Origin of the sequence: Streptococcus ruminantium (assembly GCF_003609975.1) — a bacterium.
Lineage (GTDB): Bacteria > Bacillota > Bacilli > Lactobacillales > Streptococcaceae > Streptococcus > Streptococcus ruminantium.
This window is the reverse complement of record NZ_AP018400.1, coordinates 97,501-113,965: the sequence shown is the minus strand read 5'-3', so window position 1 is coordinate 113,965 and position 16,465 is coordinate 97,501. Positions and strand designations below refer to the sequence as shown.

Below are 16,465 nucleotides of genomic sequence, written 5' to 3'. Positions count from 1 at the left end.
GCTAAAGCCAAAACGATTGCATTTCTTTTCTTCACACTAATTTAGGTCTAATGTATCAATAGTCATTGCAATGACTACCATTCATCCTTTTTCTGAAAATTTGGAATCTTTAAGAATAGATAACATCTACCACAAAAATCCCATATAGACACAAAAAGAGCAGCTAAATCTTCCTTTAAAAAAGTTTGATTTAACTGCTGTAAGTCTTGTTTGGACAATATTTCAAACAAGACACACGACAAATTATTTACATCATTATAGCATAGTCACTAGAAAAAATCAAGGAAAATCATCGCTATTTTGTTCATCTGTTGCCGTTTGTGTTTCAGACGTTTGAGTTGTCTGTGTTGCCTGAGAGCTAGAGTTGCTTGAACTATCTGGGACATTTGTTTGCGAGCTAAGAATGCTATTCCAAGCCTGAGCTCGGTCATTATCCGTACCCCCAATCATAAAATTATAATTGGTTACAGGCGCACCATTCTTTGCCCAATAACTCGTGGTTACTGCACCACCAACAGTCACTTGACGACCATTGACCTGTGCCATCCCCGGACGTTGACCAGTAGAGGCCAGAACATTGGACGCAAGGATACTTCGATCCAATTCAAACCGTCCCGTAAACATATCTGCCTTAACCCGATAAAGAGCATCAACCATGTGAGCTACATACTGTGAGTTATTATGGTAGCCCGTCCACACATACATCTCTGAATTATCATCATTTCCGGCCCAGGTCCCCAAAGTCACCCTCGGAGTAGATAACATGAGCCAAACATCGTTCACCTCGTTACTGGTACCTGTTTTCCCGATAAAATCAGATGCTGCCGCCTGTGGATTGAGACCACTCAAGCGACTCTTAAATGTTGTTGTATATCCTGAACTCACTACCTGTCGCAAGAGTTGGTTCATAATACTTGCAGTCGCTTTGGAATAAACCTGGACAGGAGCAGCTTCATGCTGGTATACCACCGTCCCATCTGCTGCCGTAATATTTTCCACAATATAATGCTTATGGTAGACACCACCGTTAGCTAGAGCTTGATAAGCATTAGTGTTCGTTGAAACAGAAACTTCAATTCCTCCACCGAGTGGCAAACTTTCAATGTCATACACTGGAATATGATAATTCATTTTTTCCATGTAGCCTTTGACATCTATGTTCGCATTCTGCAACATCTTATAAGTCCAAAAAGCAGGGATATTGACAGACATATCAATAGCAGTCTGTAAGTTCATCATTCCTGTACCGCGACTAGTACCATACATAATCGGCTGACCACTAGAGAAATTAGTTGGATAGTTGGAAAGAATACTTGCCGATCCCATCAACCCTTGATCAATCGCAATGCCATAGGCCAACAACGGCTTGATAGTTGAAGCCGGTGAGCGCAAAGTATCAAAGGCATGGTTATTTTGATTTTTTGCATAATCACGACCACCTACAAAACCTAAAACAGCCCCCGTAGCATTATCAATTAGGACACTACCTGTCTCTACATATTTGTTTCCATTATCTAGTACAGATCCATGATTTGCCACCACTGATTGCATGGCCGCATAGATAGATTTATCTACTGTACTCTTAATCGTATATCCACCCTGACTAAGTTCTTGTTTAGCTAATTCTTTATATGAGGCTTTTGTCTCATCATTTTTTAGATCCCCCTCAGAGACCTTATCTCGCTTCACCAAATAATTAAACATCATCTGTTGAGCTTCTTCCATCACCTCGTAATAGAGATAATCTTTGGTATCAGTCATTACAGGAGCAGGGGCAACAAAATCCTGCTTGATATCATATTCTTTATACCTTTCATAATCTTCCTTCGTCAAAAAAGAAGCACGGTACATGCTGAATAAAACATCTTGATAACGCTCAAGACTAGGAATCATATCGGCATCCGACTTACGAGCACCATCCGATGTATATGGAGAGTAGGTAATCGGACTCTGTGGCAAACCTGCAATAAAAGCAGCCTGAGGTAGAGTTAGTTCCTTAGCTGACTTACCAAAAATACCTTGAGCTGCTGCTTCTACACCAGCAATATTCTTTCCTTGATTATTCCGCCCAAAAGGTGAGACATTTAGGTAAGTGTTCAAAATCTCTTCCTTGCTCATATTTCGTTCTAGAGCCAAAGCAGAAACAATCTCATTGGCCTTACGAGCAAAGGTCGGAGCATCCCCGACTAACTGTTGCTTAATTAGCTGCTGCGTCAAAGTTGAACCACCACTAGAAGAACCAAATCCAACAGCCCCCAAGGCGGCACGCAAAACAGCTTTCGGTACAACACCATTATGAGTTTCAAAGGTTTCATCCTCTGTCGCTATCACAGCCTGCTTTAAGTAATCAGAAACATCTCCTAAAGCAACTGGCATACGAAGTAAATCAGAATTTACTTCCGCAACCAAGCTACCATCTGAATAGACAACTTTTGAAATCCGACTGACTGCTGAAACCTTTTTTACTAATTCCTCTGTCTTAGGAATCTCAACATTGTCAAATAGATTGACAACAAAACCAACCCCAACCCCTGCGCCAAACAGACTAAATAGTACTGCTAATACAACTATCGAATCTGATAAAACCTTCAATGTACGAAGAAAAACTCCCAGTTTATCTCCCAATCCTATATCAGTAAATCTCTTTTTCAGTTCTTGCTTATTTATCTTAGATGCCATAATAAATAACTCCTCATTGCTCCATTATACCAAATTTTGTTTATTTTCCGCAATTTCGTGGTATAATGAAGAAGAAATTTTATAATTGATTTTGACCTAAATTCGTTGAAAAAGAATATGTCTCCTAGTGTCGAGTACTCATACGTCAATTTCCTATTTTTCTCTCGAATTTTTACGGTCTCGTATCTTTTAATTGAACTCGACCTAAATTCGTCGGAAAAAAGATAAATCTCCTTGTGTCTGTTGACACAGTGTCGATTTCCTATTTTTCTCTCGAATTTTTACGGTCTCGTATCTTATTTTAAGGAGAAAGTCTAATGAATATTTTTGAAGAACTCCAAGCTCGTGGCTTGGTCTTTCAAACAACAGACGAAGAAGCCCTAGTAAAAGCCCTAACAGAAGGAAAAGTTTCTTTCTACTCTGGCTACGACCCTACGGCTGACAGTCTGCATCTAGGTCACTTGGTTCCTATCCTAGTCCTTCGGCATTTACAATTAGCTGGACACAAGCCCTATGCTCTGGTTGGTGGTGCAACAGGTCTAATTGGAGACCCTTCCTTCAAAGATGCTGAACGAAGCCTCCAAACCAAAGAAACTGTTGATGGCTGGGTCGGTAAAATCCAAAACCAACTATCTCGTTTCCTTGATTTTGAAAACGGAGAAAACAAGGCTGAGATGGTCAACAACTACGATTGGTTCAGCTCTATCAGTTTCATTGATTTCCTACGCGATGTTGGCAAATACTACACTGTTAATTACATGATGAGCAAGGAATCCGTCAAAAAACGGATTGAAACAGGAATTTCCTACACCGAGTTTGCCTACCAGATCATGCAGGGTTACGATTTCTACGAACTGAATGACAAACACAATGTCACTTTACAAATCGGAGGTTCAGATCAGTGGGGCAACATGACCGCAGGAACCGAATTGCTCCGCCGTAAAGCAGATAAGCAAGGGCATGTCTTGACAGTTCCCCTTATTACCGACTCAACCGGTAAAAAATTTGGTAAGTCTGAAGGTAATGCCGTTTGGTTAGATGCTGATAAAACCTCTCCTTACGAAATGTACCAATTTTGGCTCAATGTCATGGATGACGATGCTGTCCGCTTCCTTAAGATTTTTACCTTCTTAAGCTTGGATGAAATCACTGAAATCGAAAAAGAATTTGATGCTGCCCGCCATGAACGTCTAGCTCAAAAAATCTTGGCTCGTGAGGTAGTTACCTTGGTTCACGGTGAAGAAGCTTATAAACAAGCCCTCAATATTACCGAGCAACTTTTTGCTGGAAACATCAAAAACCTTTCCGCCAAAGAACTCAAGCAAGGGCTCAGCAATGTTCCTAACTATGCAGTCCAAGCTGATGATAATCTTAACATCATTGAACTACTGGTTACCTCCGGTATTGTCAGCTCCAAACGTCAAGCTCGTGAAGATGTGCAAAACGGTGCCATTTATATAAATGGTGAACGCATACAAGATCTGAACTACACCCTTTCAGACAGTGATAAGATTGATGATGAGCTGACCGTTATCCGCCGCGGTAAGAAAAAATACTCCGTATTGACTTATTAGAACAAACAAAGGAAATCCTAACCGATTTCCTTTTGGCATATTTTTATAAGGAGTCGCTTATGACCTGTATTTTTTGTGAGCAAATCAGGAAAGAAGATATTCTCTACCAAACAGAGAACTTCAAAATCGTATGGGATATCGATCCTATTCAGACTGGACACCTGCTCATTATCAGCAAACAACACTATGACAAACTTAGTCAACTTCCCCCGGCCACCCGCTACGAGTTGGCTGACTTAGAAGCTCTCCTAACCGAACAGCTTTGCCAACATCTAGCGATTGATGGAGTGACCCTTGCTTGCAACGATCGTTTGTTTGACCCTGGTACCCACTTCCATATCCACCTCATTCCTCGTTTTCGCACAGATGATTTTTGGGAGCAGCTATCCCCCAGACGAATCCAGCTAGACCTCACTCACTTCCTCCAAGCACTAAAAGACAGTCACGAAAAACGCTTTTGATGCTTCTCCCCAGTAGAAGGAGCCTATTCTCGACACGACTCATTCAAAAAAGGCTTAGTATCCACATTTTTACCAATGTGCTTCTAAGCCTTTTATGATTTTCCCAAACCGTTACTCAAAATCAGAAGGTAGAGGAGATATAGATTTCCATAAAGATTCCAGACAAATGGACTAAAACCGCCCCATTAGAGCAAATCTTAAAAAGTACATTCGCAATGTGTAAGCCTATTTTTTAGAAAACTATACCAGCTCCTCAACATCATAAATCGTCTCTTCCAGAACTTCTTGATAGCGCTCCAATCCATAGACTACCGAAGTCTCAACCTCAGCCAATCCTTCCTTTAAATGAATGTGCACTTCCTCCACACCTTCCAAATCCAATAAATACTTAGTCACATGTTTGACACAATTTTGACAAGACATATTCTTCAATTTCAAGAGTTGTTTCATATCAAGTTCCTTTCTGATGGCCCCCACAAGTACATTGTCCTGCTAAGCATCGACAAACAATCTGTTCAGGCGCTGTTTCCTGCAACTGCCGAATTTTTTTCACCAAATTCTCCAGACTTTTTTGGGAAAACATCCCTATGTCTAGCAGTTTTTCCACCACCTGCCCCTGTTTTGTTGAACACATAGTCGCTAACAAAGTTTCTACTTGCCTCTGCAAATGTGCTTCTTCACTAACCAGCGGATAATAACGATACTTGCTAGCTTCCTTGACCATACGTAGATAATTCTTTTTCCGCAAACGCCCTAAAAGAGTTTTAATCGTTGTTGCCTGCCAATCGAACCCCTTCTGTAAAGCCTGAATAATTTCCTGAGAGGTTACCCCAGGCTGTGCCCATAGCACTCGCATCACCTGCCACTCAGCAGCCGAAATAGTCTGTTCCACCGCATCACCTCCAATTATTTTCAGTTTACACTTGTAGTCAAATCATGTCAAGAAGAAAGACCGAATTCTCTTTGTCAAGCCCCGTCTAAAATAGACAGTGTAAAAAAGAATATTAGTTAGTAAGGTATGACTCCCTGAATTCCATAGGGGTCATACCTTTTAATATTTCTTGTGGTCTATCATAGTTATACCAGTCCATGTATTCTTTAATTTGTTGGATGAGTTCATCTCTGTTATTAGGAGGAAAGAGTCGTAAGGACTCACTCTTGAGATGGGAAAAGAAATTTTCACAAGAAGCATTGTCATAACAATTCCCTTTTCCAGAATGGGAAATCGTAACACCATACTGGTCTAGTTTTCTGAGATAAAGTTGGTTGGTGTACTGAAAACCTTGATCAGAATGCAAGACACAAATGTGTGTGGCATCCCAATTTTCATTGAAGACGAGGTCTAAATTTTCAAAAACGAGCTGATTATCGTTATAATCTGAAAGAGTATATGCTAGAATAGAGTTGTCATAACAATCTTTTATGACGCTAAGGAACATCCTTCCCTGTTTGTGGTAAACATAACTGACATCCGTTGTTAGTTTCTGGAGAGGACGTTCTGCTTTAAAGTTTCGGGCAAGCACGTTGTAGTGGACGTGTCTTGCCTTTTCATTTATCTCACGCTGTGTGCAAGAATGATAGCGTTTCTTTCGAATTGGCGACTTCAAACCCAGAATACGCATATAGCGTAGGACAGTTTTAGGATGACAGAAAATATCGTATTTTCTTCTCAGTTGATAACAAATGAAACGATAACCTTTCTGAGTCTCATTAAAAATAGCTGTAATGACCTGTGCTAGGTCAGGGTTAAACCGCTTGTGTTCAGGTTTTCCATTGCTTAACCAGAGGTAGTATGATGACCTAGGGAAACCCAAATAGGCACATAAACGGGAGATGGAATAACGTTCTTTCAATTGTTCAACGACTTGATAAAGGTGGACTCTTCTCACTTTCTGAGGAGAGTCCTTAAGGTTTTTAAAATGTCATTCTCCATACGAAGAAAGGCATTCTGTTCCTCTATTGTCATTTCATCAAGATTGGTTGATTTTGGGCGACCAGTTGATTTAGCACCTCTTAAATCTTGGTGGAGCAATTGTGGATTTTCGTGATATTTTCTAGTCCATGTGAGGACTTGATTGTTTGATTTCAAGCCATACTTTTTTACAATTGAGTCCATACCACCACTTTTCCCACTAAGATAGTCCTCGACTACTTGTATTTTGAATTCAGGTGGATACTTTGTAAATTTACTTCCTTTTTTAGCCATGAGAAAAGAACCTCCTTATAAGAACAGTATAGTACTTTTTATACTGTCCATTATAAGGGGTTCTTTTCTCTTCGGCCTTCTTTTTATTTTTAGTGTGCTAACATTTCCTGTCCAATCTCCAAGCCAGTTAGACTATTTGGATAATACGTAGGCCAGTTTTCCAATTCTTCCAGAAGTTTTTCTTGACTCTCTCCACCAAAATAGATGTGGAAATGACCAGTCTTAACAGGAGCAATATTGTGATCGCTAAATTGCACATACTTAAATCTACCTGCATTAGCATCCGTAGCTTCAAACAAGAAACGAACACCACGATTCCCTTTTTTATAGGTCAAAACCTTGTAACCAACATACTTATAGGTAAACTTCTCTTTTTTGTCACCTACTACAAATTCCATTGTATCATCTTTTATATTGATATGATCAACATCTGTCTTGTAACCAATAGTATAGTAATCTTTATACTCTTTTGCAGTCATGCCGCCCTTTAGCTTTGCCTTATAATCAAAAACTTGATCTAGAGTACCATCTAAAAGATAAGGATAAACTGACTGCCATTCTCCAGCATAATCTGAAAGAGTACGATCTTTTATAGCACTGTCTTCAAAATACCCATTATAGACCGTCTTGGCTGTTGTTTCGCCTTCCTCTGGTAAAATTTCAGAACCAGCCTGAGAAGTTGTTTTTTCAAGCGCAGCTAGATTATCTTCCATCACAGAAATATAATCTTTCCCCTTCTTCATATCTTCGTCTGTCAAACTTTCCAGAGGATTCAACACATCTAGTTGAACACCGGTTTCTTTGGCAAGGGTTTCTGCTACAGATTTAGAAGCATTCTCCTCAAAATAGATATATTTAATGCCATATTTATTGATATATTTTGTCAATTCTGCCAAACGTGATGGCGTTGGATCTTTATCTGCTGAAACGCCTGTGATAGAGACTTGTTTCAAACCATAATCCAAAGCTAGATATGCAAAAGCTGTATGCTGAGTGACAAAATATTTTTGCTTAGCCGCAGATAATGTTTCAGAATATTTTGCATGCAAGGCCTTCAATTTTTCAATATAGGCTGTTGTATTTTTCTCAAAGACTTCCTTCTTATTTGGGTATTTAGCGACCAAACCATCACGAATATTTTCTACCAAGGCAATAGAGCGTTCAGGAGACAACCATACATGAGGGTCGTAAGCATGGCTATGGCCATCCTCCCCATGACCATGATCATGGCCCTCATGCTCTTTCTCACCACCTGGTAATAGGAGCATCCCTTCTGTAGCGTTAATCACAGTAACCTTTTTCGCGTCAATTGATTTCTTAAGCTTAGGAACCCAAGTTTCCATGTTTTCGTTTTCGTATACAAAGGCATCCGCATCCTGAATACGCGCAACATCTTTGGCTGAAGGCTCATAACCATGAACTTCGGTACCTGCCTTAACTAATAAATCAACAGTAGCCTCATCACCCACTACTTGTTTGGTAAACTCATAAACAGGATAAAAGGTTGTCACAATATTCAACTTACCATTTGTAGAAGTCTTGCCATTCCCACAAGCTCCCAAGAATAAAGCTGAAACAAATAACATCAATAAGCCAATCTTCTTCATTTTAACTCCTTATTTTTTTAATTTCTGAACCAAATTCACCAGCAAAAAGATACTAATGAAAATCAATGTAATGCTTGCGCTAGCCGGTGTCTCCATATAATAGGAAGTAAGCAACCCCATAACCATTCCAAGGAACCCAATCACCATCCCCATAAAGAGTACTGTCTTAAAACTTTTTCCTAGGCGTAAGGCAATTGAAGCCGGTAAAACCATAATCGTCGAAACCAACAAAGCTCCAGCAGCGGGAATCATCAAAGCAATCGCAACACCGGTCACAATATTGAAAGCAATGGACATCACCCGCACAGGTAATCCATCCACAAAAGCCGTATCCTCATCAAAAGTCAAAACATACATGGGGCGTAAAAAGAGCATGGTCAGTATGATGACAATCAAGGCAATCCCAAATAGTGCTGCCACCTGTTCTTGACTGATTGTCACAATGGAACCAAAAAGATACTGTTCCAAATTGAGTCCCGACTTCCCTCCAGACTTATTCATCACAATAAACGAGATAGCCAAACCAGTTGACATCAGAATAGCTGTTCCGATTTCCATAAAATTCTTATAAATCGTTCGCAGATATTCCAAGAATATAGCTGCAACAATCACGATAAGAACCGTTGAAACAGTTGGTGAAATCCCCAAAACTATACCGAAAGCCACACCAGCCAATGAAACGTGACTGAGTGTATCACTCATCAAACTTTGTCGCCTTAAAATCAGAAATACACCCAAAATTGGTGAAAACAGACTCATGGCAATGATAGCCCAAAAAGCTCGCTGCATAAAGTCATAGTTAAAAATAGACAAATCAAACACGAGCAACCTCCCCATCTGTTTCATGGACATTAAAACAACGCCAAGGAGAGTGCTGATCGCGGATCAAATGGATATTTCTATCTGCATACTTCCTTAATTCATCCGGATCATGGGTAATCATCAACACTGACTTACCATGTTTTTTTGTAGAATGATGCATCAAATCATAAAAAGCCTCCTTTGTACCGCTGTCCATCCCTGTTGTAGGTTCATCCAACACAAAAATATCTGGATCTGATGCAAACATACGGGCAATCACTGCACGTTGCTTTTGTCCCCCACTCAAAGAGCCCAATTTTTTGTCCTGATGTTCCCACATACCAACAGATTCTAAGCTAATACGTACATGTTTTTCATCGTGTTCGGTCAGCCGACGAAACCATCCTTGACGGGGATAACGACCAGATTTTACAAATTCATAGACCGTACTTGGGAATCCAGCATTGAAACTGGCTATTTGCTGAGGCAGATAGGCCATTCGTAACTTCTTCCCCTTGGTGCTTTTCTCAGCAATAGATACCTTCCCTTGCTTGGGCTTTAATATACCCAGAGTAGCTTTAATCAAGGTAGTCTTAGCAGCTCCATTCTCACCGGTCAGCGTCACAAACTCACCACTATCAAGATGGTAATGAATATGTTCCAAAACTGGCTCTTTGTCATAGTAAAAAGATAAATCTTCAACCGTAATATATCTCATCTATTTCTTAATCTTCTCCACCAAATCATTCATAAAACGCCCGATAAGCTCCTGCTCCTCTACACTGTAATTTGCTAGCAACTCCTCATAGACCTCCAGGGTATGGGCATGATGATGCGCATGCTCTACCGCAATCGGCTTAGCCTCCTCTGTCAAACTGAACCGCACAATCCGAGCATCTTTCGCATCACGTACCCCTACCAAAAGCCCTTGAGCGACTAGAGACTTAGTTGCCTTTGTAATGGCTGCCTGACTAACATTTAACTGTTTTGCAATCTCTGTATTGGTATAAGCCTCTTTTTCAATCAGCATCAAAATATGCTCTTGGGTGTTCGTCAGCTTAACCGTGCTTTTACAAGAACCAACCAGAATCTCCAATTGGTTTTCTGAACTCAAGACAATTTCATGAAGACACTTTTCAATTTCTAACGCAATATGATTCATAACAAGCCCTTAACCCTTTAATTAACCTATTAAGTATATCACGCATAAGGAAAAAACACAAGAGCAAAGCACTCCACCCTCTATCCGTAAATCAAACAAATATACTATCTATCTAAAAATTGGGTAGGGGTTAATCTCCAGCCCCTCTCACACCACCGTGCGTGCTAGTCTAGCGCACGACAGTTTAACTAACTTTTAACGAGAGAACATAAATCCCTCATATCTCATTCTATTTGTGCTATTCTATATTTGTGAACAATAGTCATCATTCACGCTTTCAGTCTACCATCTTTTCAGGAACAGAATTGAAATAAGCAGCTCCCTGCTCTACTTCCATTACATAAGTTTTATCACTACTATGTCACATGATTCGTTGGTACTGCGTCTGGGATGTCGATGAGACCATGCAGGATAAATCGTACACCTTTTCTCATCTATACAAGATATGAAAACGTTAAAAGTTCCAAGTGAAAATAAACACTCTGACGAAGAATCCTGAGACTCTAGGAAAAAACAAACATCACTATCTTGAACTATTAGGACTGCGATACATATAAGAAATCAGCGATAGCTTGCACTATCCAGCACCTGTATGTCACAACTGTCACGGTCAGACAGTCAAATACGACTTCCAACAAACCATCGAAAATCCCCTATCTGGAATGTGCTGGGTATAAGACATTAATCCGACTGCGCAAACGGCGTTTCCGTTGTCAAGGTGCGGGAAGATAACTGTCGCCGAGACATCTCTGGTCAAGAAAAACCACCAAATTGCAACGGTTGTCAATCAGAAAATCGCTCAAAAGCTCATCGAAAAAGAATCCATGACAGCCATTGCTCAGGCCTTAGCTGTCTCCCCATCAACGGTCATTCGTAAACTCAAGGAATTCAAGTTCAAGACAGACCTGAACTGGCTTCCTGCCCACATGAATTGGGACGAATATGCTTTCAAGAAGGGAAAGATGAATTTCATTGTACTAGGCTTTGACTCACAAAACATTATCACAATCCTTAACAGAAGGACTCAGGTTACTACTCGCAATCACTTTCTACGCTATCCTAGACAGATCAGAAGCCGAGTCAAAGTCATTACCATGGACATGCTTAGTCTCTACTATAACATCGCTAAGAAACTATTTCCAAACGCTAAAATTGTGCTAGATCGCTTTCATATTGTCCAATATCTTAGCCAAGCTACAAACCGTGTGCGTATCCAAGTCATGAATCAGTTTGACAGAAAATCTCTTGAATATAAGGCTCTCAAGCGTTATTGGAAGTTCATTCAACTTCAAATGCCAAACTGGAGGCAACGAATAATCTTATCAAAGTCATCAAGCTCAAGTCCTTTGGCTTCAAGAACTTTGACAATTTTAAAAAACGGATTTATCTCGCTTTGAATGTAACAAAGGAGAAGACGACATTGAACTGCACCCCAAAAGTTGGATACAAAATCTAACGATTGGGGTGCTTTTCTTATGACATTAAACGCTAACGATAAAGTTGAAATCTATCACTTAAAACAATTAGGTTGGACTTGGCCACAACTCAGCCAAAAATTTGATGTGAATAAAGCTCATCTCCAATACTTGGTCCGACTGATTGACAAACATGGCTTAGACTGTGCCCAAAAAGGGAAAAACAACTACTATTCACCAGAGCTGAAAGAGGAAATCATAAATGAAGTCCTACTAAGAGGCCGTTCTCAACTAGACGTTTCACTGGATTACGCACTGCCAAATATAGGGACACTACCTAATTGGATAGCGCAATACAAGAAAAACGGGTATGCTATTCTTGAGAAACCTAGAGGAAGGATACCTAAAATGGGACGTAAACCAAAGAAAACTTGGGAAGAAATGACAGAATTGGAGCGCCTTCAGCACGAAAATGAACGTCTACGAACTGAGGTGCCCTATCTAAAAAAGTTGAGGGAACTGCGCCTCAGGGACGAAGCCTTAGCGAGAGAAAGGCAGAAACAATTAGAGAAATGGTTGAGGGAGGATTCCGACTAGATAACCTCCTAACAACAGCTCAATTAGCCCGTGCTACCTATTATTATCAGCTGAAGCAACTTGAGAAAGATGATAAGAATAAAGAGTTAAAGAAGATGATTCAAGACATCCACACTGGGCACAAGGGAAATTATGGCTATCGTCGGATTCACTTAGAACTTCGTAATCGTGGGTTCTGTGTGAATCACAAGAAAGTTCAACGCCTGATGCAAGAAATGGGTTTGGTTGCTCGTATCCGCCGTAAACGCAAGTATGCTTCCTATCAGGGTGACGTTGGGAAGAAGGCTGCTAATCTGATCAATCGTCAGTTTGAAGCAGCTAAGCCCTATGAGAAGTGTTATACAGATGTGACAGAGTTTGCTCTACCAGAAGGAAAGCTCTATCTATCACCCGTTCTTGATGGTTATAATAGTGAGATTATTGATTTCACCTTATCACGCTAGCCAGACTTAAAACAAGTCCAAACCATGCTTGAGAAGGCATTTCCAGGTAACTCTTACCGAGGAACGATCCTTCATAGTGACCAAGGTTGGCAGTATCAACATCAGTCCTATCATCATTTTTTGGAATTTAAGGGCATTCGTCCTTCCATGTCTCGCAAAGGCAATGCCCCTGACAATGGGATGATGGAATCCTTCTTTGGCATCCTTAAATCCGAGATGTTTTATGGCTATGAAAAGACCTTCAAATCACTAGAACAGCTTGAACGAGCAATTACAGACTATATTTTTTACTACAACACACGCATTAAGACAAAACTAAAACATACTAAGATTAGTAGTGAGGAAATCTCCGACGGGAGAAAGTACTCACTACTTTTTCTTTATGTTAAATTAGTGGTGCCTTGTTAAGTCGCTTGACGCTGGACGTCGTAACAAAAACTGGCAAGACACCTGTTTTAGGGAGAATGTTATCAAAGTATGTGGGACGCTTGACGTCGTGTATTGAAAATGACATCACTAAAACAAGGAATCATTCAAGACAAAAGAGGTAATATCATGCGTACAGTATTTGGGATTGATGTCAGTAAAGCAAATTCGGAAGTGGCTATTTTAGTCAATGGCGAAAAAGTTCATGGCTACACCATGCCTAACAATGCGGTAGGCTTCGCTCGTTTATCCAACGATTTGAAAACTGTCCATAACCCTGAGATTATCTTTGAAGCGACAGGCGTTTATCCTCGTCGGCTTCAGGCTTTTCTCGAGGACAATGGCTACGTTTATACACGACTAAATCCTCTAGAAGCTAAGAAACAACTGGACAGCCTACGTGTCCGTAAGACAGACAAAATTGATGCAGAAAAACTAGCACAATCTCAATTTGTACTGAATCGTAAACCGACTTATGTTCAAGAAGAAGTCTATCAAAATCTACGAGATTTAAGTCGCTTCTATCAGAACCTGACAGAAGATATCGTACGAACTAAGAATAGGCTACATAAGGTCCTACAAGTCACTTTCCCTGAGATAGAACACATCTTATCAGCGCCAACTGGTGAACAATACTGGAACCTGGTCATGGCCTTTCCGTGTAAGGAGTCTGTATTGCGCCTAACTCAAAGTCATTTGATGGAGGTTATTCGCCAATCTACTTCAACACGCATTTCTGAAAAGCGTGTTGTTTATCTGACGGACAAATTAACTGAACTCGCCAAACAGTCCTACTGTGCGGTCAAGAAAACCTCTCCGATGATGGAAGAGGTTCGTTACTATGCCCAAGAATTACTTAGACTTTCTGAACGCAGACGAGCGGTTTTAGATGAAATGGTCATTCTAGCTCAACCTTTACCAGAGTACAACATTCTACTGTCTATTCCTGATATCGCAGAAACAACTGCAACAAGCATTATTGGCGAACTCGGGGACATTCGTCGGTTTCAGTCTGCCAATCAAATCAACGCTTTTATCGGAATTGATCTCAGACACTATGAATCTGGGAACTTCCTGACCAAGGAACACATCACTAAACGTGGCAACCCTTATGCCAGAAAGATTCTGTTTAAGGGCATTCACAATATCGCTTCAGCTAGCCACACCAATCCTTGCCATATCGCAGACTTTTATGAGAAACGAAAAAGACAATCGCAAATAGCTTCATCTAAGCCACATACGATTGCCTCTATACATCGTCTCATTCAGACAATGTATTACCTCATTACGCATAACAAGCTTTACGATTACGATTCGACCCAAAATCAATAAAGTTGTCTGTGCTCTATCATTGTAACACCTTATCAAAAATATTCAAAATAAGGTGTTGTTTTTCTGTACACTTTTTTAGCTGAATAACTGACAAAAATAAGATAGCAACCTTACAAAAGTTACTATCTTGACTTGTTTTTTTCTGGCTCTATAATTTCTGTAGTGGGTAAACCCCACTGTGGAGATTATAGGGCTTTTTGAGTATCAAAAAAGTCCCATAAGACTTATAATGAAAAGCGCTTAAACAACTCATTAGAAAGTATCTTATGGAACACATCAATAATACCACATTACTCATCGGAATTAAAGACAAAAATATCATCTTAAATAAAGCCATTCAACACGATACCCATATCGAAGTCACCGCTACACTTGATTATCACCCTCCCAAATGTAAACACTGTAAAGGAAAACAAATCAAATACGACTTCCAGAAACCTTCTAAAATCCCTTTTATTGAGATTGCTGGTTTCCCTAGCCTCATTCGTTTGAAAAAGAGACGATTTCAGTGCAAGTCCTGTCGAAAAGTAACTGTTTCTGAAACATCTCTCGTTCAGAAAAATTGCCAAATTTCTGAAATAGTGAGACAGAAAATCGCTCACCTATTGCTCAACAGAGAGGCTCTTACCCATATCGCTGCTAAGCTCGCTATCTCTACCTCTACTGTCTATCGCAAGTTCAAGCAATTTCATTTCCAAGAGGAGTACACTACTTTGCCAGAAGTGCTTTCCTGGGATGAGTTCTCCTACCAGAAGGGAAAACTGGCCTTCATTGCTCAGGATTTTAACACCAAGAAAATCATTACCATCCTTGATGACAGACGTCAAACAACCATCCGAAATCATTTCTTCAAGTACTCGAAAGAAGCTAGAAAAAAAGTTAAAGTCGTCACTGTCGATATGTCAGGGAGCTATATCCCTCTCATTAAGAAATTATTTCCAAATACCAAAATTGTCCTCGATCGTTTCCACATTGTCCAGCACATCAATAGAGCTCTCAAGCAAACACGTATTGAAATCATGAAGCAATTTGACGATAAATCTCTTGAATACAGAGCTCTTAAGTACTACTGGAGACTTATTCAAAAAGATAGTCGGAAACTATCTCCTAAGGCTTTCTACTCTAGATCTTTTAGAGAGACTCTAACGCCTAGAGAATGTCTCAATAAGATGTTCAAACTGGTCCCTGAGCTTAAAGATTACTATGACCTGTACCAGTTACTCCTTTTCCACCTGCAAGAGAAGAATACTGAGCAGTTTTGGGGCTTAATTCAAGACGCTTTACCTCATCTCAATCGCACCTTTAAAACCGCTTTGAGCACATTTATTCGCTATAAAAACTACATCACTAACGCCATTGAATTGCCTTACTCTAACGCTAAACTTGAGGCCACTAACAAACTCATCAAAGACATCAAGCGCAATGCCTTTGGTTACAAGAACTTTGACAATTTCAAGAAACGTATCTTAATCGCCTTGAACATCAAAAATGAGAAGACGAAGTTCGTCTCCTCTCGCGCTTAGCTATAAGTCACCCACTACAGTTGACAAAGAACCAAAAAGACAAGGTTCGGAAACCTTGTCTTTTTTAACTATACCGGCGGCCGGGGTCGAACCGGCACGTCCGTGAGGACACTGGATTTTGAGTCCAGCGCGTCTGCCAATTCCGCCACGCCGGCATATAGCTTAACTGGGGTAGCTGGATTCGAACCAACGCATGAGGGAGTCAAAGTCCCTTGCCTTACCGCTTGGCGATACCCCAA

Annotated in this window: 13 protein-coding genes, 2 tRNA genes and 2 pseudogenes; 6 read left to right on the top strand and 11 right to left on the bottom strand. The window is 40.3% G+C overall.

Annotated elements, in window-relative coordinates; translation table 11 throughout:
• Positions 1 to 279: 279 nt before the first annotated feature.
• On the bottom strand, positions 280 to 2,679 hold the full coding sequence (gene pbp1b / locus SR187_RS00760) for a penicillin-binding protein PBP1B (RefSeq protein ID WP_024532274.1): 2,400 nt from the start codon (positions 2,677 to 2,679) through the stop codon (positions 280 to 282).
• A gap of 317 nt (positions 2,680 to 2,996) precedes the next feature.
• On the opposite strand from pbp1b, the gene tyrS reads away from it, so the two are divergent.
• Both tyrS and SR187_RS00750 read left to right on the top strand, forming a co-directional pair.
• Positions 2,997 to 4,253 carry a tyrosine--tRNA ligase gene (gene tyrS, locus SR187_RS00755; protein ID WP_120171201.1) on the top strand — a complete coding sequence of 419 codons (1,257 nt, stop codon included), beginning with the start codon at positions 2,997 to 2,999 and terminating at the stop codon, positions 4,251 to 4,253.
• A gap of 59 nt (positions 4,254 to 4,312) precedes the next feature.
• On the top strand, positions 4,313 to 4,714 hold the full coding sequence (locus SR187_RS00750; protein WP_024532272.1) for an HIT family protein: 402 nt from the start codon (positions 4,313 to 4,315) through the stop codon (positions 4,712 to 4,714).
• Between the two features lie 240 nt (positions 4,715 to 4,954).
• Here the strand turns inward: SR187_RS00750 and SR187_RS00745 are convergent, their stop codons facing one another.
• From SR187_RS00745 to SR187_RS00710, 8 genes are all read right to left on the bottom strand, one after another.
• The gene (locus tag SR187_RS00745; RefSeq protein ID WP_024532271.1) at positions 4,955 to 5,164 is read right to left on the bottom strand and encodes a heavy-metal-associated domain-containing protein; all 210 of its coding nucleotides are present in this window, start codon (positions 5,162 to 5,164) and stop codon (positions 4,955 to 4,957) included.
• A 1-nt stretch (position 5,165) separates the two neighbouring features.
• Complete coding sequence (locus SR187_RS00740; protein WP_162496980.1) at positions 5,166 to 5,606, bottom strand: CopY/TcrY family copper transport repressor; 441 nt, start codon at positions 5,604 to 5,606, stop codon at positions 5,166 to 5,168.
• A gap of 112 nt (positions 5,607 to 5,718) precedes the next feature.
• Positions 5,719 to 6,603: an IS3 family transposase gene (locus tag SR187_RS00735; protein WP_120171199.1), complete on the bottom strand. Its 885-nt coding sequence runs from the start codon at positions 6,601 to 6,603 to the stop codon at positions 5,719 to 5,721.
• On the bottom strand, positions 6,600 to 6,920 hold the full coding sequence (locus tag SR187_RS00730; protein WP_120171198.1) for a transposase: 321 nt from the start codon (positions 6,918 to 6,920) through the stop codon (positions 6,600 to 6,602). The genes SR187_RS00735 and SR187_RS00730 overlap by 4 nt, the downstream gene beginning before the upstream one ends.
• A gap of 89 nt (positions 6,921 to 7,009) precedes the next feature.
• Positions 7,010 to 8,527 (bottom strand): zinc ABC transporter substrate-binding protein AdcA, encoded by a 1,518-nt coding sequence (locus SR187_RS00725; protein WP_120171197.1) that lies wholly within the window; start codon positions 8,525 to 8,527, stop codon positions 7,010 to 7,012.
• 9 nt (positions 8,528 to 8,536) lie between these two features.
• Positions 8,537 to 9,364: a metal ABC transporter permease gene (locus SR187_RS00720; protein WP_162496979.1), complete on the bottom strand. Its 828-nt coding sequence runs from the start codon at positions 9,362 to 9,364 to the stop codon at positions 8,537 to 8,539.
• A complete protein-coding gene (locus SR187_RS00715; protein ID WP_024532267.1) occupies positions 9,342 to 10,046 on the bottom strand; it encodes a metal ABC transporter ATP-binding protein in 705 nt (234 codons plus the stop codon). Before SR187_RS00715 ends, SR187_RS00720 begins: the two co-directional genes overlap by 23 nt.
• Positions 10,047 to 10,490, bottom strand: a complete 444-nt coding sequence (locus tag SR187_RS00710; protein WP_120171195.1) for a zinc-dependent MarR family transcriptional regulator — start codon at positions 10,488 to 10,490, stop codon at positions 10,047 to 10,049.
• A 557-nt stretch (positions 10,491 to 11,047) separates the two neighbouring features.
• On the opposite strand from SR187_RS00710, the pseudogene SR187_RS00705 reads away from it, so the two are divergent.
• The 4 genes and pseudogenes from SR187_RS00705 to SR187_RS00685 form a co-directional block, all read left to right on the top strand.
• Positions 11,048 to 11,946, top strand: a pseudogene (locus SR187_RS00705) (ISL3 family transposase); the annotation flags it as partial.
• Between the two features lie 19 nt (positions 11,947 to 11,965).
• Positions 11,966 to 13,353: pseudogene (locus SR187_RS00695) on the top strand (IS3 family transposase).
• A gap of 147 nt (positions 13,354 to 13,500) precedes the next feature.
• A complete protein-coding gene (locus SR187_RS00690; protein ID WP_120171194.1) occupies positions 13,501 to 14,703 on the top strand; it encodes an IS110 family RNA-guided transposase in 1,203 nt (400 codons plus the stop codon).
• 266 nt (positions 14,704 to 14,969) lie between these two features.
• Entirely contained in the window at positions 14,970 to 16,226 is a 1,257-nt protein-coding gene (locus tag SR187_RS00685; protein ID WP_120171193.1) for an ISL3 family transposase, read from the top strand.
• 71 nt (positions 16,227 to 16,297) lie between these two features.
• Here SR187_RS00685 and SR187_RS00680 read toward each other — a convergent pair.
• Positions 16,298 to 16,381 (bottom strand) — tRNA-Leu (locus SR187_RS00680).
• An 11-nt stretch (positions 16,382 to 16,392) separates the two neighbouring features.
• Positions 16,393 to 16,464: transfer RNA gene (locus SR187_RS00675), tRNA-Gln, on the bottom strand.
• Between the last annotated feature and the right edge of the window lies 1 nt (position 16,465).

What these genes read in the sequence shown, in the direction of transcription:
- pbp1b (WP_024532274.1), bottom strand. Translation starts at nt 2,679, where the DNA reads ATGGCATCTAAGATAAATAAGCAAGAACTGAAAAAGAGATTTACTGAT.
- tyrS (WP_120171201.1), top strand. Translation starts at nt 2,997, where the DNA reads ATGAATATTTTTGAAGAACTCCAAGCTCGTGGCTTGGTCTTTCAAACA.
- SR187_RS00750 (WP_024532272.1), top strand. Translation starts at nt 4,313, where the DNA reads ATGACCTGTATTTTTTGTGAGCAAATCAGGAAAGAAGATATTCTCTAC.
- SR187_RS00745 (WP_024532271.1), bottom strand. Translation starts at nt 5,164, where the DNA reads ATGAAACAACTCTTGAAATTGAAGAATATGTCTTGTCAAAATTGTGTC.
- SR187_RS00730 (WP_120171198.1), bottom strand. Translation starts at nt 6,920, where the DNA reads ATGGCTAAAAAAGGAAGTAAATTTACAAAGTATCCACCTGAATTCAAA.
- SR187_RS00725 (WP_120171197.1), bottom strand. Translation starts at nt 8,527, where the DNA reads ATGAAGAAGATTGGCTTATTGATGTTATTTGTTTCAGCTTTATTCTTG.
- SR187_RS00720 (WP_162496979.1), bottom strand. Translation starts at nt 9,364, where the DNA reads ATGGGGAGGTTGCTCGTGTTTGATTTGTCTATTTTTAACTATGACTTT.
- SR187_RS00715 (WP_024532267.1), bottom strand. Translation starts at nt 10,046, where the DNA reads ATGAGATATATTACGGTTGAAGATTTATCTTTTTACTATGACAAAGAG.
- SR187_RS00710 (WP_120171195.1), bottom strand. Translation starts at nt 10,490, where the DNA reads ATGAATCATATTGCGTTAGAAATTGAAAAGTGTCTTCATGAAATTGTC.
- SR187_RS00690 (WP_120171194.1), top strand. Translation starts at nt 13,501, where the DNA reads ATGCGTACAGTATTTGGGATTGATGTCAGTAAAGCAAATTCGGAAGTG.
- SR187_RS00685 (WP_120171193.1), top strand. Translation starts at nt 14,970, where the DNA reads ATGGAACACATCAATAATACCACATTACTCATCGGAATTAAAGACAAA.